Genomic DNA, 25238 nt, shown 5'->3' with positions numbered 1-25238 from the left:
AACAACAGACTACGAGGACTTCCCCGGCTTCTCGCTGAAGCTCGGCACGTTGTTCCCGTAGATTGCGTGGGCGTCGCAACGCTCGCGCAGGATGCAGGCAGGGCATTTCGGGCGGGTCCACGTACAGACTTTCTGCCCGTGCCGCAGCAGATTGACGTGCAACTCGTACAGGTAAGGCGGGTCGGGTGGAAGGAGCTTCAGGAGTGCCCGGTACGCCGCCTGCTCGCCCACCCACTTGATCGTCCCCACGCGGGTGTTGATGCGGTGAACGTGCGTGTCCACCGGGAAGACGGGCCGCGCGTAGTTGAACAGCAGCACGAGGCTCGCCGTCTTCACGCCCACGCCGGGCAGGTCGGTGAGCCACTTCATCGCGTCCTTCACGGGCATCTCGGCCAGGAAGTCGAGATTGTACCCGCCCCGCTGCTCGCGGATGGCCCGCAACGTGGCTTGGATGCGCGGCGCTTTGCTCTCCGGGTAGTTGCTGCGCCGGATGGCGTGCGCCACAGCCTCCGTCGGTGCCTCAATGATCGTGTCCCAGTCACCGAGCGTCAGGAGTTCCTGATAGGCGGCCTCCTCGTCGGCGTGGGTCGTGCGCTGGGAGAGGATCGTGCTGATCAGCTCGTGCATCGCCTCGCGGCGGGCGTAGATGGGCCGCTCGCCGTACTCCTCGCGCAACAGCCCGAACATCCAGTCCAGGAGTGCGGTCCGCTCCACGTCGGGGCGGGTCACGTTCAGGGGCCGTTCCCCGTCGGGCGCTCCCAGCAGTGGTTCGGTCACGACGAGGGCGTGGCGCTGTCTTCCACCTCGTCCCGGTCGCCCTCGGCGGCGTCCTTGTCGGCGGGGTCGATATCCGGGTCCTGTCCGCGCGCCGCGTCGGGAATCTCGTGGCTCTGGCCCTCGGCGGGCGAGGTGTTGGCCGGATCGTACCCCTGCTTCTGATCGTCGCTCATGGGGCCAGCGTGCTCCGCCAGCGTGGGCCGCCGGGCGAGACTCCGGTGAAGGGGCGTTTATCGGCGTCCGCCGGGGAATAAAACGAGCAATAAAAAAGCCGCCTCTCGGGCGGTGATAGGAAAAAGATAGCGTGGTATGCGCTGGCCGCCAAGGTATGCACCCGGGCTCTGGGGAATGGGCGATTCCCCCGTCTGGAACGGCACTGCGCCTCTTCAGTCTCCGGAGAACGCGGCCCCACCAAAGCGAAAAGGCCCCCACGTGGGGAGCCTTGCTTACACCTATGCGGGTTCCCGCCTAGACCGCGAGGACTTGGCGACCGTTGTAATAGCCGCAGCTCGGGCAGATGTGGTGGCTGAGCTTCTTGGCGTGGCAGTGGGGGCACTCGGTCAGGTTGGGAGCCACGAGCGCGTGGTGGCTGCGGCGCATGTCGCGCTTGCTCTTGCTGGTCTTCTTCTTGGGAACGGGGTGCTTCGCCATGATCTTTCTCCTCGGTGGGGCCGCGCGGCGTTTGGAACTGGGGCAGAAACCCGTCCGCCGGGGCCATCTTCTCGGCCTACGGGCGCGAGACAACAGCGGGGAGTATAGCACGGCATACCGGAGAGAGAAGAGTGGGTCGCTTCGGCCCGGCGGGGCCAGCAGCAAGGGCTGTGATCGGCTGCTGTTAGGCGAGGCGGCGGGCGACCCCTCAGTCAACTTCGCTGACAGCTCCCCTTGAAGGGAGCCTGAACGGCTTTCTGCCTCCCTTCAAGGGGAGGTGCCCCGCAGGGACGGACTCGCAGAGCTGCGCAGCAGAGGGGTTGCCCCCGGCTGGCCCGCTCTCCTCACCCCGCTCTAGAGTGCGCGCGTGTTCGACCTCGCCCTCCCGGACGTGACGCTGGAACAGGGATTGCACCTGCTCGACCTGCTGGGCGTCCTCGCCTTCAGCATGTCGGGGGCGCTGCTGGCGGTTCGCAAACGCTTCGACCTCTTCGGGGTGCTCGTGCTGGGATGCGTGACCGCCGTGGGGGGCGGGGCCATCCGCGACACGCTGACCGCGCAGACGCCGCCCCTCTTCCTGCGCGACGAGACGTACCTGTGGGTGGCGCTGGCCGGGGCCGTCCTCGCCTTCGCCGTCGGGGAGCGGCTCGCCCGCTTCGAGCGGACGCTGAGCATTTTCGACTCGGTGGGCCTGAGCCTCTTCGCGGCGTCGGGGGCGCTCGGTGCGATCAACCTCGGGCTGGGGCCGCTGGGCGTGGCCTTTGCGGGGATGCTCAGCGGCGTGGGCGGCGGCATCATCCGCGATCTGCTCGCGGGCGTGGTGCCGGAGGTCATGTACCGCCGCGACCAGCTCTACGCGACCGCCGCCGCCGGGGGGGCCGTGGCCGTGTATCTGCTGTACCCGCACGTCACACCCTTTCAGGCCCAACTCAGCGGGGCCGCCACCGTGCTGCTCCTGCGTTGGGTGTCGCGCCGGGGCTGGGTACGGCTGCCCGTGCGGCGGTTGCCGGAGGGGTAGATGGCGGCGGGCAATAAAAAAGCCGCCTCTCGGGCGGTGATGAGAAAAAGATAGCGCGGTATGCACCGGGCGTCAAGGGCCGGCCCTGGAGGGTTGGGGTGTGAGCGGTTCCGAACGTCTGAGACGCTTATTTCTCCACCCTCAATCAAGACTCGGAAGACATATGCGAAAGGCTTCCATTCACAAAGGGCCAGATTCCCCACCGTCTGCGCGAGCGCGAGTGCGTTAGAAAGCGGCCATGATCCAGCCGGAACGGGTGCGGGTGCTCAGGCCGGGCGAGCCGGGGCGGGGAGGCTTCGTGCTGCTGTGGGTGCAGTCCAGCGTGCGGACGCACGACAACCACGCCCTCGAATACGCGGTGGGGGAGGCCCGCAGGCTGGGCGTGCCCCTCGCCGCCGTCTTCGGCCTGAATCCGGGCTATCCGGAGGCGAACGCCCGCCACTTCCAGTACCTGCTGGAGGGATTGCGTGACGTGCGGGAGGGCCTGAAGGCGCGCGGCATCCCCTTCTCGATACGGATTGGGAACACGCCGGACGAGGTGCTGGGGGCGGCCCAGGATGCCTGTCTCGTCGTCACCGACCGAGGCTATCTGCGACCTGGACGACAGTGGCGGGCGGACCTCGCCCAGCGTCTGGAAGTGCCCTTCGTGCAGGTGGAGTCCGATGCGGTGGTGCCGATCAACACTGTGTCCGACAAGCAGGAGTTCGCCGCGCGGACCATTCGCCCCAAGATTCACCGTCATCTGGAACGCTTCCTCGTGCCCGTGGACGTGCAGGAGGGCGCGCAGGGACACCCGGACTGGGACCCCGGCCTGGACGTGAGCGACCCCGCGCTCACCGTGCGGGCGCTTGGTGTGGACAACAGCGTTCCGCCCGGTGAGGAGGAGGGGGGCGAGGTGGCGGCCCTGAAGCGGCTGGGGCACTTCGTCACCCGCCTGCTCCCCCGCTACGACGCCGGGCGGCGCGACCCCAACGCGGACGGGGGCAGCCGCCTGAGCGCCTACCTGCACTACGGGCACATCTCGCCCCTGACGGCGGCCCTCGCGGCGCGCGAGCACTCGGACGGCGGGCCGGGCCTCGACACCTTCCTGGAGGAGATGATCGTCCGGCGCGAACTCAGCTTCAACTACTGCGAGTTCAACTCCGCCTACGACCGCTACGAGGGGCTGCCGACGTGGACCCGGCAGGCATTGGAGGACCACGCCGCCGACCCGCGCCCGCACCTCTACACGCGGGAGGAGTTCGACGCCGCCGCGACCCACGACCGTTACTGGAACGCCGCCCACACTGAGATGGTCCGCACGGGCCGGATGCACAACGCCATGCGGATGTACTGGGGCAAGAAGATTCTGGAGTGGAGCGCCACGCCCCAGGAGGCCTACGACACGACCCTGTGGCTGAACAACCGCTATGAGCTGGATGGCCGCGACGCCAACTCCTACGTCAGCGTGGGCTGGGTCTTCGGCCTGCACGACCGCCCGTGGGCGCGGCGGCCCATCTTCGGCACCGTGCGCTACCTCGCCGCGAGCGGCCTGAACCGCAAGTTCGACGTGGAAGCGTACGCGCGCAGGTGGAGCTGACCCCCCACCGGTCCCCCCACCCTATCTGAGCATCTTGCACATCTCACTCAAGCCGGGTGATAAGCTTTCGCCCGAACCGTCTGGTGTCCGGTTCACACAACCGGGAAGCGCAAGGTCTGTCTCCCCAGGAGGCAGAAGACGAGGTGGAGGTGAGCGAGCGTTCTGCGGATGCCTCCAGGCCCGGCACGGGCCTCCCCGACTCCCCACGGAGTGAAGCGCGGCGATAAACCCCACGGTGACGTGGAGATAAGGCCGCGCGGTGCGAACAAATCGACTCAGACACCGCCCGCCCCGGCCTGAGCGCCGGGTGTGGGTCGAGGAGCATGTATGTGCGGAATCGTCGGATACATCGGCAGTCGGCAGGCGCAGGACGTTCTGATCTCCGGCCTCGCCAAGCTCGAATATCGCGGCTACGACAGCGCGGGCGTGGCGGTCGCGGACGGCGCTCACATCGAGGTCAAGAAGAAGGCGGGCAAGCTCGCCAACCTCAGCGGCGAACTCGCCCATTCGCCTCTTCCCGGCACCCTCGGCATCGGGCACACGCGCTGGGCGACCCACGGCCTGCCCAACGACACGAACGCGCACCCCCACGCGACGGAAGACGGGCGCATCGTCATCATCCACAACGGGATCATCGAGAATTACCTCTCGTTGAAAGAAGGGCTGCAAGCACGCGGCCACACCTTTAAGTCGGAGACGGACTCGGAGGTGCTGGCCCACCTCATCGAGGAGGCGTACTCAGGCGACCTGGAGGGGGCGGTGCGCGCGGCCCTGACGCAGGTGCGCGGGGCCTACGGCCTCGTCGTCACGCACGTGGACCACCGCGAGATCGTGGCGGCCCGGACCGTCAGCCCCCTCGTGATGGGCGTCGGCGAGGGCGAGATGTTCCTGGCGTCGGACGTGCCCGCCCTGCTGCCCTACACGCGCAACATGGTCTTCCTCCACGACGGGGACATGGTGGTGCTGCACGATGACGGCTTCCGGGTGACGGACCTCGCGGGCAATCCGCAGGAGCGTCCCATCGACCGCATCGACTGGGACGCCGAGGCGGCGGAGAAGGGCGGCTTCGACACCTACATGCTCAAGGAGATCTACGAGCAGCCCACCGCCCTCACGAACACCCTGATCGGTCGCCTCCACGACGACACGGGGGAGGTCAACCTCGACATCGGCCTCGACCCGTCCTCGTTCAAGCGCATCTCGATCATCGCGTGCGGCACGGCCTACTACGCCGGGCTGGTGGGCGAGTACCTCATCGAGCAACTCGCCCGCATCCCGGTCGAGGTGGACGTGGCCTCGGAGTACCGCTACCGCTCGCCCCTCGTGAGCGAGCACACCCTCGCCATCGTGGTGAGCCAGTCGGGCGAGACCATCGACACGCTCGAAGCCCTGCGCGAGGCGAAGAAGCACGGCGCGAGGACTCTCGGGGTCATCAATGCCAAGGGGTCCTCCATGACCCGCGAACTCGACGACACCCTGTACATCCACGCCGGGCCGGAGATCGGCGTGGCGAGCACGAAGGCGTACACCGCGCAGGTGAGCGCCATGCTGATGCTCGCCCTGTGGCTGGCCCGCGCACGCGGCACGCTGGGCGAGGCGCAGGCGCAGGACCTCCTGCACGCCGCCCGCGAGCTGCCCCGCCTCGTGGAGGAGGCGCTCTCTCCCGAGCGGGTGGAGCGGATCAAGGCCGTGGCCGAGAAGTACGCCGGGGCGCGCGACTACCTCTTCCTGGGACGCGGGGTGAACGCGCCGACCGCCTTCGAGGGGGCGCTGAAGCTCAAGGAGATCAGCTATATCCACGCCGAGGGCTACGCGGCGGGCGAGATGAAACACGGCCCCATCGCCCTGATCGATGACCAACTGCCCGTCGTGGTGATCGCCACCGAGAGTCCGCTGCTGGAGAAGACGATCTCCAACGTTCAGGAGGTCCGCGCCCGCTCGGGCCGGGTCATCGCCCTGCTCAGCGACGGCGACACCGGGAACGCCCGCCACGCCGACGACGTGCTGTACGTGCCCCGCGCGCACGAGGCGGTCAGCCCGGTGGTGAACGCGGTCGCCCTGCAACTGCTCGCCTACTTCACGGCGACGGCGCTGGGCCGGGACGTGGACAAGCCGAGGAACCTGGCGAAGAGCGTGACCGTCGAATAGCGGGGTCTGGCCGGGCGCATCGAATCGAGGTTCGGTGCGCCCTTTCTTTATCTCGGCGTGGAGGCCAGTTGGAAGACTCAAGACGCCTTACATTACGACGGGAAGAACACTGGCCCCGATGTGCGTTCTGGACGACACGGCGCTGAACTTTGCCGCTCTCCACGGCAGGGGGCACGGCATCGGCGGTTCTTGAAGGTCCATGAGTTGAGGTGCTCTTTCACCGCCGTATGTCGGCAGGTCGCCAGGATAAGAAGCTCTTCCAGTCAGGTCCTCACAGCCGCGCGTCTATCGGCTCGCTCTCCAGCGCCAGCACACCGAGGACGCACTCGTGGACCCGGCCCACGCCCGCCCCCTCCGTGAAGCGGTGCAGCGCCTCCAGCCCCAGGTGGAACTCCCGCAGCGCCCGCCCACGCTTGGCGGCGAGCGAGCGGGAACGCAGCCGCGCCAAGTGTTCCGGGCGCGTGTACTCCGGGCCGTAGATGATCCGCAGATATTCCCGGCCCCGGACCTTGACGGCGGGTTGCAGGGTGCGCTTCCCGGCGTCCAGGAAGGCCAGCGGCTTGACGACCATGCCCTCGCCACCGCCCGCCGTGAGGGCGAGCCACCACTCCGTCGCCTCCGCCTCACTCCCCTCGTCGCCCAGCGTGACGAGGCGGTGGGCCGTGCGCCCGAAGAGGGTGGGGTCGGCGTCCGCGAGCCGCCCCAGCGTGCCCAGGTGCCAGAGGTGGTCCCTGTCCATGTGGACCGTCCCCTCCGACGCGAGGAGGTGGAAGGGCCTGATCTGGACATCCCCCGGCCCCTCCACCCGGCGGACGTAGGCGCGGTAGGCGGCCCGGTACGCGGTGAGGTCGGCGGCCCGGTCACGGGTGCGGGTCAGCAGGTCGCCCACCTCCAGACCGCGTGCCCGCGCCCTCTCCAGCGCCTCCACGGCGGCGGGCAGGGTCGCGTTCCCCGCCGCACCCACCGCCGCGTACTGCCCCTTGATCAGCTCCTCCGCCTTGAGGCTCCACGGCAGAATCTCGGCGTCGAGGACGAGCCAGCCCGTGTTCAGCTCCTCCCACAGCCCGGCACGGGTGACGGCGGCGCGGGCGCGGGTCAGCACGTCGGCCTCCCAGTCGTCCTTGAGGAAGGGGCGTCCGGTGCGGGTGTAAATCCGGCCCAGCCCCTCCGGGCCGAAGCGTCGCCGGGCCGTCTCCTCATCCCGCGTCAGCACGAGGACGGCGCGCGACCCCATGTGCTTCTCCTCGCACACAACCTGCGCGACGCCCTGGGAGCGGAAGTACGCGAACGCCTCGGCGGGATATTCCAGAAACTCCGCCCGCCCGCTCGTCTCCACCGGACTCATCGTGGGGGGGAGGAAGGGACACCACGCGGGGTCCACGCCGAAGCGCCCGAAAGTTTCCAGCGCCGCCGCCCGCTCGCCCTCCTTCAGGGCCACGCCGCCGAAGGTCCGCGTCTCGATTCTGGCCCTGCCCGTCAGCGCGGCGAGGTCGGGCACACCGCCTAGCTCCCGCGTCTCCTCCGGTGGCGCGAGGGGACGCGCGGGCACGGCGTACTGCGCGTGGGCGGGCACGCCGACCGTCTCCATCTCCGGGTAACGCAGCGCGGTGAGCGAACCGCCGAACGCGCAGCCCGTGTCGATGTTGAGGGTTCGGTTGACCCACCTCGGCTGGGCGACCGGGGTATGCCCGTACACCACATAGGCCGACCCCCGATATTCCCGCGCCCAGTCGCGCCGCACGGGAAGGCCGAGGTCGTCCGTGCTGCCGTCCACGTCGCCGTAGAGGGCAAAGGACCGCACCCGCCCCGACGACCGCCCCTGATACCGCTCCGGCAATCCCGCGTGCGCGACGACCACCCGCCCGCCGTCGAGGACGAGGTGGCTCACCAAGCCGTCGAGGAAGGCCCGGACCTCGGCGCGGAACTCCGGCCCGGCGACCTCCAACTGCGCCAGCGTCCCGTCCAGCCCGTGCAGCCCCTTGACCGCCTTGCCGCCCAGCGCCCGCCCCAGCTTGTCGTCGTGGTTGCCGGGGACGCAGAGGGCCGCGCCGGAGCGGACCATCCCCATCACCAGCCGCAGCACGCCCGCGCTGTCCGGCCCCCGGTCCACGAGGTCGCCCACGAAGACGGCGGTGCGACCGGGCGGCGGGGTGACGGTCTCGCCCTCCAGCGTGTAACCCAGCCGTCCCAGCAGTTCGCGCAGTTCGGGCAGGCAGCCGTGAACGTCCCCGATGAAGTCGAACGGCCCCGTCAGCTCCTTGCGGTTCGTGTACAGGGGCACGCGCGAGACGGTCGCCGCCGTCACCTCCTCCTCCGTCCTCAGCGTCCAGACGTGGCGGAAACCCTCCTTCTGGAGACCGCGCTGGGTGCGCCGCAACTCGGAGACCTGCCGCCCGATCACCGAAGCGGGGAAGCTCCGGTCGGTCCGGGCCGCGTGTCGGGCCTCCAATACAGAGCGGGGCAGGTCGAGGACGATGGCGACGGGCAGCACGTCGTGGGCGCGGGCGAGGTCGATGAGCCGCCGACGATCCTCCGGGCGCACGCTCGTGGCGTCCACGACCGTCAACCTCCCACGCGTGAGCCGCTTCCCCGCCAAGAAAAAGAGGCTGTCGAAGGCGTCCCCCGTCGCCTCCAGGCTGTTCTCGTCGTCGCTCACGAGGGCGCGGAAGCGGTCGCTGCTCAGCACCTCGGTCGGGAGGAAGTGCCGCGCCGCGAAGGACGACTTGCCGGAGGACGACGCGCCGACGAGGGCGACGAGGGCGAGTTCGGGGAGCGGGATGTGCATGGGCAGGGACCTCAAGCGCCGATGCTCGCACATGGCGGCGGGGCGGGCATGGGCAGATTGGCGGAGGGGACGCGTAAACTCTGCCTCTTCCCAGTCCTCTACTCCTTTTTTCCTCTTTCACTGGTCAACCACAGGGGTACACTGGCCCCATGACCGGGACCCGACACACCCGCTGGAAGTTGGGCGAAACCCTCGGGCACTACGGCAAGACGCCCCTGGCCCTCGCGCGGGTGAGCGGGCTGTCCAAGAACACGGTGTACGACATCGTGAACGGCAGGGCCAAAGCGGTGACGCTGGAGACGTTAGACAAATTGCTGAGCGGATTGGAAGAACTGACCGGCGTGAGAATGACTGTGGAGGACGTGTTGCATCACCAGACCTCTCCCACGGTGGACGCGGGAATCGACCCCGCCCTGCAAGCCCAGCTCTCCGGTGCCCGTCCCTTCGACGCCGAGGAGTTGCTCGCCCTCGTGCCCGACTGGACCGAAGAGGAACGCGCCGAGAATGACCGCTTCTGGGCTGAGCGGGAGGCCGAGAAGCAGGCCGTTCGTGAGGCTCTGCGTCAGGTCACTCCTCGCGTCAGCAAGTCCGCGTGATCGACGAGCCAGATGGAATACAGCCGTCCGCAGCGCCGTTCGTCGTCATCGACACCAACGTTCTCAGTTACATCTTCAAGGGCGACACGCGCGGCCCCGCCTAAGCCCACCTCATCTCCCCGTACAGGGGTCTGATCTCGTTTCAAACGCTGGCGGAGTTGAGCGAGTGGGCGCTCAAGAATTGCTGGGGCGCACGCAGGACCCAACAGCTCCTCGACTTCCTGTCCCCCTTCGGCGTCATTCACTCCAATGCTTCCCTGTCTGCCCGCTGGGCCGCCGTTCGGGTTGCTGCCATGAAGGCAGGCCGCCCCATCGACTCCGCCGATGCCTGGATCGCCGCCACCGCCCTCGCCGTCGGCTGCCCGCTGGTCACGCACAACGCCGCCGACTTCGCGGGCGTACCGGGTCTGAGCATCGTCACCGCGCCGGGGAGCTGAGCCGCACCCCCACCACCCACTCGCTCACTGCGCGGGCCACATCGTCAGGCACGGCGTCGGGGAGATGTGTCGTCTGCCGCGCCTCCTCCAACTCCCGCACGAGGCGCAGATGCTCGGCCTGGTATACGGCTGGAGCTTCGGGCAGAGGCTCGCCCTCCCGCCCCTCCCGCTTCAACGTCATCAGGTCGGTGAGGAAGGGGAGGCGGGCTTCGGCGTTCAGGACTTCGAGGTTCGCCTCCACCTCCCCCGTTCGCAGGAGGTGCAGCCCGGTCAGCACGGTGCGGAAGGCGTAGAGCAGCGGCTTGACGCGGGGCACGTCCTCCCGCTCCAGCATCTCCCACTGGTTGCGGGTGAAGCCGAGATAGTGGTGCGCGTGGTGCCGGGTCACGCACCGCCGGGCGAGGGCGGCGAGGTCCGCATGGGCGGGCATCGTGTGGACGACGAGCGGCGAGAGCAGTTGCTCCAGCACGTACCCGTTACGGGTGAGGAGCAGCCGGGCGAACTTGCGCGCGTCATGCGTCACGAGGTCGAGTTCCACGGTCCCGTCGTCGCGCTCCAGGCTGTGCGTCTCCTCGGGCGTCTCCAGACCCAGCACATCCCGCAGGGGAAGGACGTGGACGCCGCGCAGGTCCCAGTCGCTATCCACGCTCGGGAAGCCGTAGAGGTGCGCGCCGCTGACCGTGGCGAAGACGAGGGGATGCGGGTAGGCGTGAACGGCATCAACAAGTTGTGGGGGAAAGATCATCGCCGTCACCAGTCCAGCGCCGCCCGCCGCGCCCGCAGGAGCCACGCCTCCACCCGTGCGTAGTCGGGGCGTTCGGGGAGGGTCGTCGCCGTGTACGCGCGGTCGAACCTCGCGTGAAGAGAGAGCCGCCAGCGTTCCAGCTCGGGCCAGGGCACCTCGCCCCGCTTGACGGCGAGGAGGGTGGCGCGGTGTTCGCCCACATGAACGAGGACCTCTCCCCGCTCCAGCACCGCAATGCCGCTCAGGAGCAGCCGGAGCAGGTGCATGGCGTGTTTCCAGCGGACCTCGCCGTGCTGCCGCAGGTCGGCCTCCAGCCGCTTGAACTGGCCCATCATGTACCCGTTGTACGTCTGGTAGACGAGGCGGCTCAGGAGCGCCTCGCGGATGTCCAGCAACTCCTGAGCCAGAGGTGTCACCGTCTGTACGAGGGGGCTGTGCAGCACTTCCAGCACGTTCGGATTAGCCTTCAGCGCGAGGGCGACGAACTTTCCCGCCTCCCAGTACACCTCCTCGCCGAACTCCAGTTGCTCGGGCACGCCCGCGAGGCCCCAATGCTCGCGCGCCGGGGGCAGGTAGAAGCCGCGCAGGTCGGTGTCACTTGCCTCCGTGTCGAGGCCAAAAGCCCGGCTACCGACCACGCAGCGGTATTGAATGAATGGAATGAAATCGCGCTCGGCGTGCGGCAGGGCGTTCTTCTCATGTCGCCGGACGGTCAGGCCGCCCCGGTTCAGGGTCGCCTCCGTCCCGTCGGGAAAGCGGACGCGGTAGGCGTGGTCGGGGTCGAGGGGCGAGCGGACGACTACAGCGACGGCCCCCGCCGGGTGTCCCGACACGGGCAGGCGCGTGACGACGCTCGTGCCCACGGGGAGCACGGGCGGCAGGGTCACGGAGTCGCCCTCTCGAACACCGCCATCTGCGTCACCGGGCCGAACTCGGGGTGAACGTCGCCCACGTCCTCGTACCGGACCGTGTAGCCGTGAGCGCCTGCCGCCGCATCGGCCCACGCGCGGAACTCGGCGCGCGTCCACTCGAAGCGGTGATCGGCGTGCCTCATGCCCGCATCTTCCCCACCGTGCTTAGCGGAGAACAGGGCGTTGTACTCGCGGTTGGGCGTCGTCACGACCACGGTTCCGGGCCGGGCGTCGCCGAAGAGGTTGGCCGTCAGGGCGCTCAAGCGGTGCGGTTCGAGGTGTTCGATGACCTCCACGAGCGCGGCGGCGTCGAAACCGCGCAGGCGGGCGTCGCGGTAAGTAAGGCTGCCGTGCAGGAGGCGGACGCGGGCGGCGAGTTCGGGGCGCTCCCGCAGGTGCAGTTTCTCGGCGGCGATTTCCAGCGCGCGGGCGCTCACGTCCAGCCCGACGAGTTCGCGGAACTGCGGGACGGCGAGCAGACGCCTCAGCAACTTGCCCTCCCCGCAGCCGAGGTCGAGGACGCGGGCGGCACCGCTGGACCGCAGCACCTCCGCCACCCGGTCCAGCCGCTCGTCGTGGAGGCGGGGGCGGGGGTCGCGGGGTACGGTCTCCTCCTCGGTCACGTCCACGGTGAAGCTCGCCTCCGCCCGCCGCACGAGGTCGCGGAAGCGCAGGAAGCGGCCCGCGATGAGGTCCCGCTCCGGGTGCGCGTCCAGCCAGCCCGCGCCGTGCCGCAGCAGCTTGTCCACCTCCGCGTCGTCGAGGTAGTAGTGCTTCTTGCCGTCCAGTACGGGCAGGAGGACGTACAGGTGGGCGAGGAGGTCCCGCAGGCGCACCGTACCGCTCAGCCGCAGCCGGACATAGGGCCGCGCGCCCCACTCCGGGAAGAGGGGGTCGAGGGGGATGGCCTCCGCCTCCACCGCGTACCCCAGCGGCCCGAACAGCCGCGCTGGCAGGTCGGCGGGACCGCGCGAGGCGACACAGGGCAGCTCGGCCACGAGGGGGAGGGGCGCGTCCGCCAACTCCTGACGGTCCTTGCTCCGCCCCGTCATCGCCGTGCCGAAGGCGTCGCGCAGGGCCACGGCGAGGAAACTGCCGCCCGCGTAGGGTCGGTCGTTCACGTAGGGTTCGAGCGGGGCACCGTCCCCGGCGCGGGTGTGCCGCGACAGCGCCACCGGGTCCACCTCCAGCAGCAGCGCCGCCGTGCAGACCTCGGGCGTCGCCTCCGGGTAGAAGACGGTGGAGCGACCGAAAGGCAACGCGCGCTCCAGCACGCGGTCCGGGTGCTTGTGCAGCAGGAAGCCGAGGTCGGTCGCCGGAGGCGCGTCCGGGCCGGGTCGTGTGGCGGTGAGGGTGAGCAGCATGTCGGGAGGCTAGCGCGGCGGCTGAGCATGGGCGTCCGTCAAGTGGCGGACGGGAGAGGGGGAGCGGTGCTCGCCATCCCCCACCCGGCCTTCTCCGCAAACGCTTGGTGTGAATTGCGGATTGGGGAAGGGGGCGTTTTCGCTGTCTGGCGAGAAGACGAGCGGTACTCGTCACCCCCCTCCCCAACCCTCCCCCACAAGGAGGGAGGGAGCAAAGAGCGTGGCTGGCACGCTTGCCTGCTCTTGCACATCAAGCGTCGCAAGGGGGGAGGAGCAAAACAGCCGGGCTGCCCTTCTGGCGACTGGAAGCTGGCGACTGGCGACCCTCCCGAAGCCTCAACGCCCCTCATCACTCATCACTCATCACTGCCGGAAGCGGCGGGTATGACACAATCGGCCCTGATGCTGTGGACCCGGCCCTCGACCATGCTGCGGCTGCTCGCGCTGCTGGTCGTCTCGGAACTCGTGCGGACGGGCTTTTTCGTGTCGGCGCTGCCCGTGGCGGGGCCGGGGCTGGGGCTGGGGGCGGCGGTGGTCGGGTTGATGGTCGGTGTGCACTACCTCGCCGACGCGCTCGCCAAAGGTCCCGCCGGGCTGGTGACGGAGCGGTGGGGACTGGGGCGCGTGCTGACCCTGGGCGCGGTGCTGGGGCTGGGGGCGGTGCTGGGGGCGCGGTTCGTCCCGTTCGCCGGGTGGGGGGTGCTGGGGTGCGCGGCGTGGGGGCTGGCCTACGCCGCCCTGTGGCCGGGCCTGATGAGCACGTCGCAGGCGCTGGCCCGGCCCGGACGCACGGCGCGGGCGCTGGCGGTGTCCAGCCTGAGCGTCGCCCCCGCCATCCTGGGCGGCGTGCTGGGCGTCGGGCCGCTGATGCAGGCGTACCCGGACGCGGCGTGGACCCTCCTGCTGGTCGCGCAGGGGCTGGCCCTCGCCCTCGCGCTGAGCCTGTGGCGGCTGCGGCTGCCCCGGCTGGAGGGGGGCGGGTCGGGCCTGACCGGAGCGTCGGTGTGGCGCGGCTGGTCGCGTGTGGCCGTGCTGCTGCCCGCCGCCTTCGCGCAGACGCTCGCGCCGGGGCTGCTCGTCACCGTGTTCTACCCGCTGCTAGCGCGGCTGGGGCTGGGGCTGGGCGACCTGATGGGGCCGGGGCTGCTCGCGCTGGCGGTGTTCGGGGCGGCCTTCTGGGTCTCGGGGCGGGTGGCGGACGGGGCGCATCCCCGGCGTGCCCTCGCGCCCGGCCTGCTGCTGCTCGCCCTGAGTTTCGGCACGGCGGCCCTGCCCGGCGCGGAAGCGCGGCTGTGGCTCCTCGCCCCCCTGTTCGGCGTCGGGTACGGGGCCTTCGTGGTGGGCTGGAACGGCCTCGTCGCGCGGGTGCTGCCCGAGTCCCACCGCGCCGCCGCCTGGGGCACCGTGATGGCGGTGGAGGCGCTGGGCTACGCCGTCGGGCCTGTGCTGGGAGGCGTGGCCTGGGCAACTTTCGGCCCGGCGGGGGTGTTCACGCTGGGGGCCGCCGTCTTTCTGCTCGCGGAGGCGTACTACCTGTGGCCGGGGCGGTCGGTGGCCCGCGCGCTGCCGCAGAGGGATGAGGTGTTGGGGGTGAGGCGTTAGGGGAGAAGGCCCAAGCTGAAGCCCTCCCCGGCTGATCGCTGAAAGCTGACGGCTGACCCCCTCCCCCTCACCACTCCTCCGGTGCTACCAGCAACGGCTCCTCGCTCTCGAAGGCCTCGGCGGAGCGCACGCGGGCGAGGGTGCCCCAGTACGTCATGCGGGCGCGGCGGCGCTCCACGACCTCGGGCGTGACCGTCTCCGAGACGTGGCCGCCCGCGAACTGGCTGGCGTGCGCGCGGATGGCGGCCTCCCACTCGGGCAGCACGTCGCCCACGTCCACGAGGACGTTCGCGGTGATGTCGCCGTTCCCCTGATACAGCAGCACGCGGGAGACGCGGTGTGGCTCGCCGTCCAGGTCGGCCTTCCTCAAGGCGGCGAGGTGCAGCGCCCGCCTCGCCAGGTGGTACGTCCCGAAGTGGTCCGGGTGGCGGTCGCGGTGGTGCGGCACGACGAGGACGCGCGGCCTCAGCGCCCGCAGCACCCCGGCGAGGGCGTGTGCTCCCTCCGGGGTGTCCCGCAGCTCGCCGTCCGGCAGGCCGAGCTGTCCGCGCCACGCGAGGCCCAGGATGGCCGCCGCCGCCTCGCACTCCGCCGCGCGCTCCTCCGGCGTGCCCTGGGTGCCCCGCTCGCCACGCGACAGCTCCAGCACGCCCACCGCCCGCCCCGCCCGCGCGAGCCGAATCAGGGTGCCGCCCGCCCCAATCTCCGCGTCGTCGGGGTGGGGAGCCAGACACAGCCAGTCGAGGGCTTGCTCCGCGCCGTAGACCGTCTCAAACGTCCGCATGGCCCACAGGATAGAGCGGGAAATAAAAAAACCGCCTCTCGGGCGGTGATAAGAAAAAGATAGCGTGGTATGCACGGGCCGTCAAGTGCCGCACCCGAGTTTCCGGCTGATTCCAGATAAGGCGGCTCAGGACGTTGTTTTTCCCAGTCAACCTAGAACGCCGGAAACGGCCCTATTCAACCTTCAACGCTCCGAGGTATGCGCCTCCCCCTCCTCCACCCGCCCTTCCCCCGACCCGGACAGCCCGGCGGCGCGCAGGATCACGAGCAAGGACACGACGCGCCCGGCGGGCACCATGTAGCGGCCCCGGCCCTGCGGACTGAGCCACCCGGCGGCCTGCAACTCGCGCAGGTGGTGGTAGAGCTTGCCCGCCCCCGCGAGGTCGGGCCGGGCCTGAAACTCCGCCGTGGTCCGCTGCCCGTGGAGCACGGCGCGCAGCAGCGCGAGCCGCAGCGGGTGCCCCAGCGCGGCGAGGGCGGGCGCGGCCCCTCCCCAGTCGGCGGCGAGCAGGTCGGGCGTGAGGGCGGTGTCCTGCCAGCCGTAGCGCTCGCCCGTGGGCAACCTCGCGTGGCCGGAGAACAGCACCGCGCCCTGGGGATGGCGGGTGGTCAGGGTGTCCAGCGCCCAGAAGTCGCTGCCGGGAGTGGGGGATGGGGTGGGTGGGTCGGTCCGCTGCCCCTCCAACGCCTCCACGCGCTCCTCCAGCACACGCAGGCGGTCTTCGAGGTCGGGGGGCGCGGTCATCGCGGCGAGTCTAGCGGCCCCGCAAAGCGTCCAGCAGGCGCTGAGTCTCGGCGGGCTGGATGGCGACGCGCAACATGGCTTCCTCCAGACTCTTCTGGAGCCGCCCGTACTCGTTCAGGGGAATGCGGCGCAGAAAGACGGCGACGACCAGCCGCTCCCCGGCGCGCGGCCCGACTTTCGGCTGGAAGGCGAGGGTGTTGGTCAGGACGCCCGTCAGGCTGCCCCCTTTGGCGTAGAGGGCCGTGAACGCCTGGGCCATGTCGGAGTTGACCCGCAGCGGCCAGCCCAGGTGCCGGGCCATCGTCTCCCTCACGGCGGGAGACAGACCCGTGCCCGTCAGCACGCGCGCCATCAGGCCCACGTAATCGTTCACGGTTCCCCGCGCGTCGGTCGCGTCCGCTAGAGCCGCCTGCTGGGCGACGGAGGGCCAGGTGGGCCGTTCGGTGAGGGTGTCGCGTGCCCGTGCGTCCTGCCGCAGAACCCGCGCCCATCCCCAGTCCTGGGCGACACGGGCCGCCACTGACTGCCGCGCGTAGACGGTCGTGGCGTCCGGCATACTCCAATTTCCGATCAGCCCCAGGAACGGGCCGAAGTTCTCCTGCGCGGTCAATCCTAATGCGCGGATGGTCTCGGGAATGGCGTCCGGTCCCAGGCGCGTGAGGAGGAAATCGGTCGCGGCATTGTCGCTCGTCTCGATCATGAAGCGGGCGAGGGTATCGAGCGGGACCGTCTGTGAACCGTCCCGTGCCCGGCCCAACGCGTCGGCGGGGATGCCCAGCGCCTTGAGGCTCGCCGCGTGTGCGCCGCCGTCGGTGCCGGGCACGAGGTACGTCTCCCACTCCGAGAGTTGCACCGGGGCCTGGGGGTCTTGCCGCCCCGCCTCCACCGCCCGCGCGTAGGCGGCCAGCACCACGATCTTGCGCGTGCTGGCAAGGGGCATGGGTTGGGTGGGATTCCAGCTCAGCCGATGTCTGGTGGGGTCGGGGGTGCCGTCCGCCCGCACAGCGGCGGTGAAGACGGCCACGTCCCCCGGCTGCCGCCGCGCGAACTCCAGCAGCGGCGCGAGCGGGTCTTCCTGCTGAGCGTTGGCACAACCAGGAAGAAGGCTGAGGGCGAGCGTCAGCAGCTTTCGCATGGACTACATTACTTTGTAATCGTGTAAAACTCAAACCGGGACCCGCTCCACACGCCTACCCCTTGTCCCCCACGTGAATTGCCGCGATGCCGAACGTCAGCAGGCGGTAGCGGGTGCGAAAGCCCGTCGCGTGCATCAGCGCCGCCAGCCGCTCGGGATCGGGAAAGGCGAGGACGCTTTCGGGAAGGTAGGTGTACGCGCCCGCGTTGCCGCTGATGACGGCCCCGATGCGCGGCAACACATGTCGGAAGTAGAGGCGGAACACCCCGCCGAAGAGGCCCGGACGGGGCGGCGGGAATTCCAGAATGACGAGGCGACCGCCGGGGGTCAGCACCCGCCACATCTCCGCGAGGCCGCGCCCGTAGTCGGCGAAGTTGCGGAAGCCGAAGGCGCAGGTCACGGCGTCGAAGCTGGCGTCGGGGTAGGGCAATCTCAGGGCGTCGCCCTCCTCCAGCCGCACGTCCAGCCGCCTCGCGCGGGCCTTCGCGCGCCCGATCTCCAGCATCTGCGGCACGAAATCGCTGCCGACGACCTCGCTGCCGGGTGAGCGGGCCTTGAGTTCGAGCGCGAAGTCCGCCGTGCCCGTCGCCACGTCGAGAATTCGTGCGGGGCCGAGGGCGAGCGCCTCGCGGGCCGCCTCCCGCCGCCAGCCCCGGTCCACGCCGAGGCTCAGCACACGGTTGAGCAGGTCGTAGCGCGGGGCGATGGAGGCGAACATCGCCTGCACCTCCCGGCCCTTGTCACGGGCGTTGTCATGGGTGCTGTCACGGGCACCGTCGCGCGGCCCGCCGTGTCGGTCGCCCACCGGGGGCCTGCTGGGGAGAGGGGTCATGGGGGGATGATAGGGGCACGGGTCGGCGGCGGGTGGGACGGTTGACGGGAAGTCACCAGCGGCCAGTCGCCAATCGCCAGAAACAGCCATCGGCGAGGCCTGTTCCCCTCGCAGCCCGGAACGGACGGCCTACGTCAATTGGAGCAAGCCCGCGCCCGTCGGCTGAAATCCACAGCCCGCGTAGAACTCCGCCAGATGCGGCTCGAAATCCACATGAAGCCACCCGGCACCACCCACGCGGGCCGCTTCCGCCGCCAGTCTGACCAGCTCGGTCCCGACCCCGCGCCTCTGAGCCTGCGGGTGAACGGTCGTATCGAGGAGGAAGGCGTGGACGCCCCCATCCCAGGCCACATTCACGAAGCCGACGAGTTCGTTCCCGTCGTGCGCCGTCACCCACGTCAGACTGCGGGCGAGGACGGCGGGCCACCCGCTCCCGTCGTCGTGCCCACCCCATGCGGCCCGGCGCAGACGGCCCAACCCGGCAAAATCGACCTCCGCACGGACACGGTAGAGGATGGGCGGCATGGGGCGAGCTTAGACCACACAGGGGTTCTGGCGACTGGCGACCCTCCCCCACCAACACCCGGAAAGAGGGGTGAGAGAAAAGTGTAAGCGCCGCGCCCCTACACTCGCCGCAGGTCTGCCATGACGAACTCCGTGTACAACCTGACTGTGCGCGCCCTTTCCGGCCTCGTGTCCGAACGGGCCGCCGACACCCTGCTGCGGGGGGCGCTGCGCGATCAGGGCCTCGCCCCGGAGGGGATCAGCGCCCGCGACATGCAGCGCGTCATCGAAGGCCCGCTGCTGGGCCGACTGTCGGGCGTGCTGCCCGCCGCCCAGGCCCGCGCCGAGCTGGGAGCACTCGCCCAGCAACTCGCCCGGCAGTCGGCCCCGGCCCCCACGCCGCGCCCGGCGTCGCCCGCCGTCACCTGGGACGAGCCGCCCGGCACTGACCTCACCCGCTGGGACGACGGCGAGGGCGACGGCCCCGACAGCGGCCCCGGCCTGCACGCCGACGACTTCGAGTTCGACGACCCGGACTACCTCGCGCCCCCGGAGACGCGGGCCTACGCGCTGGGCGACCCCGCCGACCAGGACGCGTTGATTTCCCACCTCGCGCGGATGACGGGCGTGCAGGGCGTGTTGATCTGCCGCGCCTCGGGCGAGGTGCTGCGCGAGCGGGCGCTCCCCGGCGCGGCCAGCCTGGGCGGGGTGGTCGCCGCGACCGCCATGCTCTTCCAGAAACGTGCCCTGCGGCTGATGTCCGCCGACCTGGGCGGGCGCACCGTCGCCATGCGGCCCCTGGGGACGTTCCTCGTGGCGGTGGTGGCCGGGCCGGGCGTCAATGTCGGGCGGCTCCTGGCGGAGTTGCAGCATCTTCGGGAGGCCTCATGAATCGTCCCAATCAGCGCCGGGCCGCAACCCTCGCCCTCCTCACCGCCCTCGCGGCGGGCACGGCGGGGGCACAGGACCTCGGGGCGTACCGCGCCCTGGCCGCGAGCCTGGACGCCGCCGCCGAGGCCCGCCCGACGAGCGCCGAACGCGCCCTGACCTCCCTCGACCGGGCGGAGACCGCCTACGCGGCGCTGGCCCCCACCCTCCACAACCGGCAGCTCACGGCGGGCCTGAAGACCGCGCTGGACGGGGCACGCGGCGCACTCGCCCGCACGCCCGCCGAGGTGCAGGCGCAGGTGCTGCTCGCGCGCGGGCTGATGCGTAAGGCCCTCTACGACCAGACCATGACCCGGCTGATGGAGGCCTCCGCGAACGGTGCCCCCCAGGTCCGGCTTCTCGGGCGCGAGTTCGGCCTGAGCGGTGAGGCGGCCTCGGCCCTCGCGCGGGACGCGGCGGCGGGGCGGCCTGAGCGCGTCGCGTGGCGGCTCCAACGGGCGGCGGCGGCGAAGGTGGGCGCGGCCCTGAGCGCCACTCCGGCGCGGCGCACCCCGGCGGCGTACCTCAGCCTCGCGCGGGCGGCGGGCTGGTTCACCGTGGTGCAGGACGCGGGCGGCGCGGGCGGCCTGCGGGTTGCGGCCTTCGACGAGGCCCTGCGCCAGCTCACGGCGGGCGACACCGCCGCCCTCGCGGCCTCCCTGCGGACGTTGCGGCAGGGCGCGGGGGCGGTGTCGCGGTCGCTCGCCACCCCGCCCACGGTGACGGCCCCGGTGCCGGATTCCCCCACCCAGTCCCAGAAGGTCGGGGAGACGACTCCGGCCACCCCCCCTTCCCCTGCGGCTCAACCCGAGTCGCCGACGACCGAGGTTCAACCAGCCAACCCCATCCCCACGGGCGAGCGGGGCGTGGACGCCGCCTACGCCGCGCTGGGACGCGCCCTGACCGCCGCCGGGCACGGGGACGGCGCGGGGACGCGGGAGGCGCTGGGACGCGCTGGAGCCGCCCTCACCGCCGTGCCCGACCGGATGCGCGCGGCGAGCGGGTACGAGGCATTCTCGGGGAATCTCGCCGCCGCCGCGGCCCACCGCTCCCCCCGCCCGGAGGACGTGCAGGCCCTCATCGCGGGGCTGGGGGCGCTGGAGCGCGAGGCTGCCGGGGAGCGGCCCAGCCGCCTCGACGCGCTCTCGGCGGGGGCCGCGCGGCTGTTCGGGGGTGGGCTGCGGGCCGCCGTGTTCCTGGGGCTGGCGCTGCTCGCGCTCGTGCCGCTGTACCTGCTCAACCTCGCCTTCGGGGGACGCAACCCCTCGTGGCGGGCGATCTCGGCGGCGCTCGTGCTGCTGCTGCTGCCCGTCTTCCTGGAGGGGGCCTTCGGCTTCGTGGGCTGGCTGGGCGATATTACGGGCACCCGGTTCCTCGCCGGGGCGACCACCCTCACCCTCTCGCAGGGGGCCTACGGCGCGCCGCTGTGGGCCGTCACGGCGGCGCTCGGCATCGGGCTGGCGGCCTTCGGCTTCCGGGGGCTGTGCGTGCAGTTCGGGCTGCTGGGCGGCGGTTCGGCGGGCACCCCCGCGAACACCACCAGCCTCGACTGGGATGAGGAGCCGTCATGAGCGTGAGCGCCGAGAGCGGGCTGTACCACCTCCCCACGCGGCTGCTCGGCGACCTCGTGTCCCCACGCGTCCTGGAACGCCTCCTGCAGGACGGGGCGCAGTCTCGCAACCTCACCGTGCGGACCCTGGACGCCGCCGCCCTGGAGGACATTCTCAAGCGCGAGGTCTTCAAGCGGCTTCAGCTCAGCGTGCCCGCGCCCCTCGCCAAGCGCCGGGTGTCGGAGGTCATCACCGAGCTGCACCGGGTGGCCCGTGAGGGCAGCGGCCCCACCCCGCCGCCCGGCAGCTCCCTGACCGTGCTGGAGGAGGGGGTGCGGCGCTTCTCGCTGTACTTCGACTGGCCCGAGACCCAGCGGCTGCGCGGCGTGCTGGGGGTCGCCCGGCAGGAGGAGGACGCCGGGCGCGATCCGGGGGCGCTGGTCCGCGAGGGCCAGGACCTCATCGCGCTGATGGAGCGCCGCCTGGAGGAGGGCCTCGTCACCCAGGCGCAGGACCTCGCGGAGCTGCGGGCCACCTTCGCGCGGGTGCAGGGCATGGGCGGCAAGGACGTGCGCCGCCTCGACAACCTGACCCTTCAGATCGACGAGGCCCAGCGCCAGGGCACCCTGCTCCCCGCCGAGGTGGAGCGCGCCCGCACGATCGCCTTCACCCTGCGCCGGGGGCTGGAGTCGTCTCTCGTGCAGCCGCTCGCCGGGCCGGGCACCCCCGCCGCCCCCGACCCGGAGGCGCAGGCGCGGGTCCTCGCGCTGGAGCAGGAACATGCTGGACGGCTCCTCGCCGACCTGTCACGCGAGTTCGGCCCGCTGCTTCGCACCCGCCCGGACCTGGAAGCCCAGGAACACAGCCTGCGGGAGAGCCACGGGGCCGGGGCGCTGGAGGCGGGGACGGTGGACGCCTGGCGCGCCACGCTGGAGGCCGCCCGTGAGGAGGCCCGCACCACTCAGACGGCCGACCTCGCCCACGCCGAGGCCCGGCTCTCCGCCCTGCCCGACCAGCCCGCCCTGCGTGAGGCGCGGGTGGCGCTCGACGTGGCGCGGCTCACGCTCTCCGGGGGGGGCCTCGCCGCCGACGAGCTGCGCGACCTCCACGCCACCCTCGACGCGCTGGAGGCTTCCCCGGAGGTGGCCGAGCGCCTGCTCGCGGCCCAGCGCGAACTCGCGGAGGTGGAGCGCGCCGCCCGTGACGTGCCCGGCGCGGCGGCGGAACTCGCCCCCGGCCTGAATGCCGTCCGCGAGGCCCTGGGGCGCGGCGAGGAGGTGGACCTCGCGCCCCTGTGGCTCGCCCTGGAGCGCCGCATGGGCGAGGCCGCCCGGCAGCGCGAGGACTTCGACGCCCGCGCCGACCACGTGATCCGTGAGTACGATACGGTGCGCCACCTCGCGGGCGAGACCACCCAGCGTCTCGGTCGCCACGCCGACACCCTGCGCGCCCAGCGCCGCCTCGGGCCGATGTCCAGGGATGCCCGCGAGCGGTACGCCCAGACGCTGGAGGAGGCCGAGGCCCTGCTCGCCGAGGCCCACGCCGAATACCGCGCCGCCCAGGAGGTCACGGCCACCTTCGGGGCCGACGCCCTGAGCGGCCTGCTCGACGTGTTCGACTTCGGGGGGCTGGGGGACGGGGCCGGGAGCGTCTTCGGGGAAGACCCTGCTCAAACGCCCACCCAACCTGCGCCCGCCCTCGCCTTCCCCCTCCCCAGCCTCCCGGCCCGGACCTGGACCGTTCAGGACGGCCTGATCTCCTCCGGGCCGCACGACCCCACAGCACAGGGAGTCGCGGCCCTGCTCGCCCAGGCGACCCTCCTCGGGCTGCGGCACGCGCGCTTCGAGGACGACCGAGGGGTGTGGGCGGCCATCCTGCGGCCCGACAGCTCCTGGCGTCTCGCCCACGCTGGCGACGCGGCGGCCCTCGACCGGGAGGCCGGAGGCTGGCTCGGGGGCGCGGCGGACTGAGCCGGAGGGGCCACCTCCCCTGCAGGGCGGGCACGTCGAGGCACCTCGGCCCCCGCCCGTTTGCTTTACTCGGGGGCGTGACCCCTCCCCTTCCCCTCCGGCCCGGCGAGGTGCGGCTCCTGCACGGCGCGGGCGAACAACGCGACCTCGGTGCCGTGCTCGCCCGTGCTCTGTCACCGGGCGCGGTGCTGTTTCTGGAGGGCGAACTCGGGGCGGGCAAGACCACGCTGACGGGCGGGCTGGTGGCGGCGCTCGGCTTCGCGGACCCCGTGACCAGCCCGACCTACGCCCTGATGCACCCCTACCCGACGCAGGAGGGCCGCGTCCTGCACGTGGACGCTTACCGGGTGCGCGACCCGGCGGAGCTGTACGACATGGACCTCGAAGACCTGATCGCGGGCAGCCGCCTCAGCGTCATCGAGTGGGGCGAGGGCCTGTATGCCGACTACCCGGACGCGCCCATCCTGCGGCTGGAGCATGTGGAGGGCGAGCCGGAGGTGCGGCGGGCGGTGCGGGTGCGCTGAGAGCGAATCCACAAGGACCGTCACCCTCCCTTTCAACCTGGTGATAAGACGAGATAGAGGAAAGGGCGAGTCGCCTTCTTCCTTTGCTCCCACTCTTTGAACGCCTGATGTGAATTGCAAATTGGGCAAGAGGAGCACTTTTATCGTCTGGCAGCAGGACGAGCGGTGCTCGTCACCCCCTCCCCAACCCTCCCCCACAAGGAGGGAGGGAGCAAAAAGTACCTCCAACACGCTTACTTCCTGATTCATATCAAGCGTCTTGAGGCGGGCTTGGCCTCCGAAGACTCCTGCTCGTCAGCCCAAGCTGAAAAGACGTGTAGACCGTCTTTCAATCCGGTCTGCCACCGCCCGACAGCACCAACCTCACCAAGTCCCAACCTTCCCTCAACCCCGGTTTCCCGGAGTTCGTGGGTGACAATGCGCCTATGTGGACACTGGTCTTGAACTGCGGGTCGAGCAGCGTCAAGTTCGCCCTGCAAAACCCCGAGACGGGTGAGGGGCGGCTCTCCGGCCTCGCGGAGCGGCTGGGGTCGGGCGCGGCGTCGGTGCGGGTGGACAGGGGCGGCGAGCGCGTGACCCACTCCCTGCCCGGCGGGAGCTACCCGGAGGCGTTTGGGGTCATCCTCGCGGAACTCGACGCGCTCGGCGTGCGGGACGATGTGCGTGCGGTCGGCCACCGGGTCGTCCACGGGGGCGAACGCTTCAGCGCCCCGGCCCTCGTCACGCCGGAGGTGCTGGACGCCATCCGGGCGTGTGTGCCCCTCGCGCCGCTGCACAACCCGGCGAATCTGGCGGGCATCGAGGCGGCGCGGGCGGCCTTTCCGGCGTTGCCCCACGTGGCGGTCTTCGACACGGCCTTTCACCAGACGATGCCCGAGGTCGCCTACCGTTACGCCGTGCCGGAGGCGTGGTACGCGGCGCACGGGGTTCGGCGCTACGGCTTCCACGGCACCAGCCACGCCTACGTCGCGGGCGAGGCGGCGCGGATGCTGGGGCGGGACCTGGGAGACGTGAATCTGATCACCGCCCACCTCGGCAACGGGTGCAGCGTCACCGCCGTGCGGGGCGGGCGCAGCGTGGACACCAGCATGGGCCTCACGCCGCTGGAGGGCGTCGTCATGGGCACCCGCAGCGGCGACGTGGACCCCGGCCTCCACGACTTCCTCGCCCGGCAGGCGGGCCTGAGCCTCGGGGAGATCACGGCGGCGCTGAACAAGGAGGGCGGACTCCTCGGTCTCTCCGGCCTCACCAACGATATGCGCGAGCTTGAGGAAGCTTCGGCACGTGGGCACGTGGGCGCGAGGCTCGCCGTGGATGTGTTCGTCTACCGCCTCGCGCGGACGGTGGCGGGCATGACGGCGGCGCTGGAGCGGCTGGACGGCCTCGTCTTCACGGGCGGCATCGGCGAGAACAGCGCCAGCGTCCGCGCGGCCACTCTCGCCCGCCTCGCCGTCCTCGGCTTCCGGGTGGACGAGGAGGCCAACGCGCGGGCGGTACGTGGGCAATCCGGCGTCATCACGGCGCAGGGCAGCCCGCCCGCCCTCGTGGTGAACACGAACGAGGAGTTGATGATCGCGCGGGAGACGGCTGGGGTGGTGGAGCGTGGAGCGTAGACCGTAGGAACAACGTCTTCCACCCACTCTTTTTCCACAAGC

The 25238-nt window shown here is 71.0% G+C and carries 23 protein-coding genes; 11 read left to right on the top strand and 12 right to left on the bottom strand.

The window, feature by feature from the left end; genetic code table 11:
- Positions 1-9: 9 nt before the first annotated feature.
- The 3 genes from V3W47_RS02310 to rpmF form a co-directional block, all read right to left on the bottom strand.
- Entirely contained in the window at positions 10-777 is a 768-nt protein-coding gene (locus V3W47_RS02310; protein WP_331823526.1) for a monofunctional DNA glycosylase, read from the bottom strand.
- Complete coding sequence (locus V3W47_RS02305) at positions 774-950, bottom strand: hypothetical protein (RefSeq protein ID WP_331823525.1); 177 nt, start codon at positions 948-950, stop codon at positions 774-776. Before V3W47_RS02305 ends, V3W47_RS02310 begins: the two co-directional genes overlap by 4 nt.
- Positions 951-1245: 295 nt before the next feature.
- A complete protein-coding gene (gene rpmF, locus V3W47_RS02300; RefSeq protein WP_034386345.1) occupies positions 1246-1428 on the bottom strand; it encodes a 50S ribosomal protein L32 in 183 nt (60 codons plus the stop codon).
- A gap of 367 nt (positions 1429-1795) precedes the next feature.
- Here rpmF and V3W47_RS02295 point away from each other — a divergent pair, with 367 nt between their 5' ends.
- The 3 genes from V3W47_RS02295 (at position 1796) to glmS (ending at position 6173) form a co-directional block, all read left to right on the top strand.
- Positions 1796-2446, top strand: a complete 651-nt coding sequence (locus V3W47_RS02295) for a trimeric intracellular cation channel family protein (RefSeq protein WP_331823524.1) — start codon at positions 1796-1798, stop codon at positions 2444-2446.
- 238 nt (positions 2447-2684) lie between these two features.
- Entirely contained in the window at positions 2685-4025 is a 1341-nt protein-coding gene (locus V3W47_RS02290; RefSeq protein WP_331823523.1) for a deoxyribodipyrimidine photo-lyase, read from the top strand.
- Between the two features lie 327 nt (positions 4026-4352).
- Positions 4353-6173 carry a glutamine--fructose-6-phosphate transaminase (isomerizing) gene (gene glmS / locus V3W47_RS02285; protein ID WP_331823522.1) on the top strand — a complete coding sequence of 607 codons (1821 nt, stop codon included), beginning with the start codon at positions 4353-4355 and terminating at the stop codon, positions 6171-6173.
- Positions 6174-6444: 271 nt separating this feature from the next.
- On the opposite strand, the gene V3W47_RS02280 is transcribed toward glmS, so the two are convergent.
- Positions 6445-8958: a polynucleotide kinase-phosphatase gene (locus tag V3W47_RS02280; RefSeq protein WP_331823521.1), complete on the bottom strand. Its 2514-nt coding sequence runs from the start codon at positions 8956-8958 to the stop codon at positions 6445-6447.
- 149 nt (positions 8959-9107) lie between these two features.
- Here V3W47_RS02280 and V3W47_RS02275 point away from each other — a divergent pair, with 149 nt between their 5' ends.
- Positions 9108-9554 (top strand): helix-turn-helix domain-containing protein, encoded by a 447-nt coding sequence (locus tag V3W47_RS02275; RefSeq protein ID WP_331823520.1) that lies wholly within the window; start codon positions 9108-9110, stop codon positions 9552-9554.
- A 113-nt stretch (positions 9555-9667) separates the two neighbouring features.
- The gene (locus tag V3W47_RS02270; RefSeq protein WP_331823587.1) at positions 9668-9991 is read left to right on the top strand and encodes a PIN domain-containing protein; all 324 of its coding nucleotides are present in this window, start codon (positions 9668-9670) and stop codon (positions 9989-9991) included.
- On the opposite strand, the gene V3W47_RS02265 is transcribed toward V3W47_RS02270, so the two are convergent.
- From V3W47_RS02265 to V3W47_RS02255, 3 genes are read right to left on the bottom strand one after another with little or no spacing between them, the layout of a single operon-like run.
- Positions 9972-10781: a nucleotidyltransferase domain-containing protein gene (locus V3W47_RS02265; RefSeq protein WP_331823519.1), complete on the bottom strand. Its 810-nt coding sequence runs from the start codon at positions 10779-10781 to the stop codon at positions 9972-9974. The two genes, V3W47_RS02270 and V3W47_RS02265, sit on opposite strands and share 20 nt — an antisense overlap.
- Positions 10742-11623, bottom strand: coding sequence for a DNA polymerase beta superfamily protein (locus V3W47_RS02260; protein WP_331823518.1), 882 nt, complete (start codon positions 11621-11623; stop codon positions 10742-10744). The genes V3W47_RS02265 and V3W47_RS02260 overlap by 40 nt, the downstream gene beginning before the upstream one ends.
- A complete protein-coding gene (locus tag V3W47_RS02255; protein WP_331823517.1) occupies positions 11620-13011 on the bottom strand; it encodes a 3' terminal RNA ribose 2'-O-methyltransferase Hen1 in 1392 nt (463 codons plus the stop codon). The genes V3W47_RS02260 and V3W47_RS02255 overlap by 4 nt, the downstream gene beginning before the upstream one ends.
- Before the next feature lie 402 nt (positions 13012-13413).
- Here V3W47_RS02255 and V3W47_RS02250 point away from each other — a divergent pair, with 402 nt between their 5' ends.
- The gene (locus tag V3W47_RS02250; RefSeq protein WP_331823586.1) at positions 13414-14613 is read left to right on the top strand and encodes an MFS transporter; all 1200 of its coding nucleotides are present in this window, start codon (positions 13414-13416) and stop codon (positions 14611-14613) included.
- A 67-nt stretch (positions 14614-14680) separates the two neighbouring features.
- Here V3W47_RS02250 and bshB1 read toward each other — a convergent pair whose 3' ends face one another.
- The 5 genes from bshB1 to V3W47_RS02225 all read right to left on the bottom strand — a co-directional run bounded on the left by bshB1 (position 14681) and on the right by V3W47_RS02225 (position 18633).
- On the bottom strand, positions 14681-15397 hold the full coding sequence (gene bshB1 / locus V3W47_RS02245; protein ID WP_331823516.1) for a bacillithiol biosynthesis deacetylase BshB1: 717 nt from the start codon (positions 15395-15397) through the stop codon (positions 14681-14683).
- Positions 15398-15580: 183 nt separating this feature from the next.
- A complete protein-coding gene (locus tag V3W47_RS02240) occupies positions 15581-16141 on the bottom strand; it encodes a hypothetical protein (RefSeq protein ID WP_331823515.1) in 561 nt (186 codons plus the stop codon).
- Between the two features lie 10 nt (positions 16142-16151).
- Positions 16152-17276 carry a serine hydrolase gene (locus V3W47_RS02235; protein WP_331823514.1) on the bottom strand — a complete coding sequence of 375 codons (1125 nt, stop codon included), beginning with the start codon at positions 17274-17276 and terminating at the stop codon, positions 16152-16154.
- Positions 17277-17331: 55 nt separating this feature from the next.
- Complete coding sequence (ubiE, locus tag V3W47_RS02230; RefSeq protein ID WP_331823513.1) at positions 17332-18108, bottom strand: bifunctional demethylmenaquinone methyltransferase/2-methoxy-6-polyprenyl-1,4-benzoquinol methylase UbiE; 777 nt, start codon at positions 18106-18108, stop codon at positions 17332-17334.
- A gap of 129 nt (positions 18109-18237) precedes the next feature.
- On the bottom strand, positions 18238-18633 hold the full coding sequence (locus V3W47_RS02225; protein WP_331823512.1) for a GNAT family N-acetyltransferase: 396 nt from the start codon (positions 18631-18633) through the stop codon (positions 18238-18240).
- Positions 18634-18753: 120 nt separating this feature from the next.
- On the opposite strand from V3W47_RS02225, the gene V3W47_RS02220 reads away from it, so the two are divergent.
- From V3W47_RS02220 to V3W47_RS02200, 5 genes are all read left to right on the top strand, one after another.
- Positions 18754-19503 (top strand): roadblock/LC7 domain-containing protein, encoded by a 750-nt coding sequence (locus V3W47_RS02220; protein ID WP_331823511.1) that lies wholly within the window; start codon positions 18754-18756, stop codon positions 19501-19503.
- Positions 19500-21110, top strand: a complete 1611-nt coding sequence (locus tag V3W47_RS02215; RefSeq protein ID WP_331823510.1) for a hypothetical protein — start codon at positions 19500-19502, stop codon at positions 21108-21110. Before V3W47_RS02220 ends, V3W47_RS02215 begins: the two co-directional genes overlap by 4 nt.
- Positions 21107-23059 carry a hypothetical protein gene (locus tag V3W47_RS02210; protein ID WP_331823509.1) on the top strand — a complete coding sequence of 651 codons (1953 nt, stop codon included), beginning with the start codon at positions 21107-21109 and terminating at the stop codon, positions 23057-23059. The genes V3W47_RS02215 and V3W47_RS02210 overlap by 4 nt, the downstream gene beginning before the upstream one ends.
- Positions 23060-23136: 77 nt before the next feature.
- The gene (gene tsaE, locus V3W47_RS02205) at positions 23137-23583 is read left to right on the top strand and encodes a tRNA (adenosine(37)-N6)-threonylcarbamoyltransferase complex ATPase subunit type 1 TsaE (RefSeq protein WP_331823508.1); all 447 of its coding nucleotides are present in this window, start codon (positions 23137-23139) and stop codon (positions 23581-23583) included.
- Between the two features lie 425 nt (positions 23584-24008).
- Positions 24009-25196, top strand: coding sequence for an acetate kinase (locus V3W47_RS02200; protein WP_331823507.1), 1188 nt, complete (start codon positions 24009-24011; stop codon positions 25194-25196).
- Positions 25197-25238 lie beyond the last annotated feature (42 nt).

The sequence above is a fragment of the Deinococcus sp. YIM 134068 genome, assembly GCF_036543075.1.
Taxonomy (GTDB): Bacteria; Deinococcota; Deinococci; order Deinococcales; family Deinococcaceae; genus Deinococcus; species Deinococcus lichenicola.
Note: the sequence above shows the minus strand (reverse complement) of the source record. Positions and strands in the feature narration are given on the sequence as shown.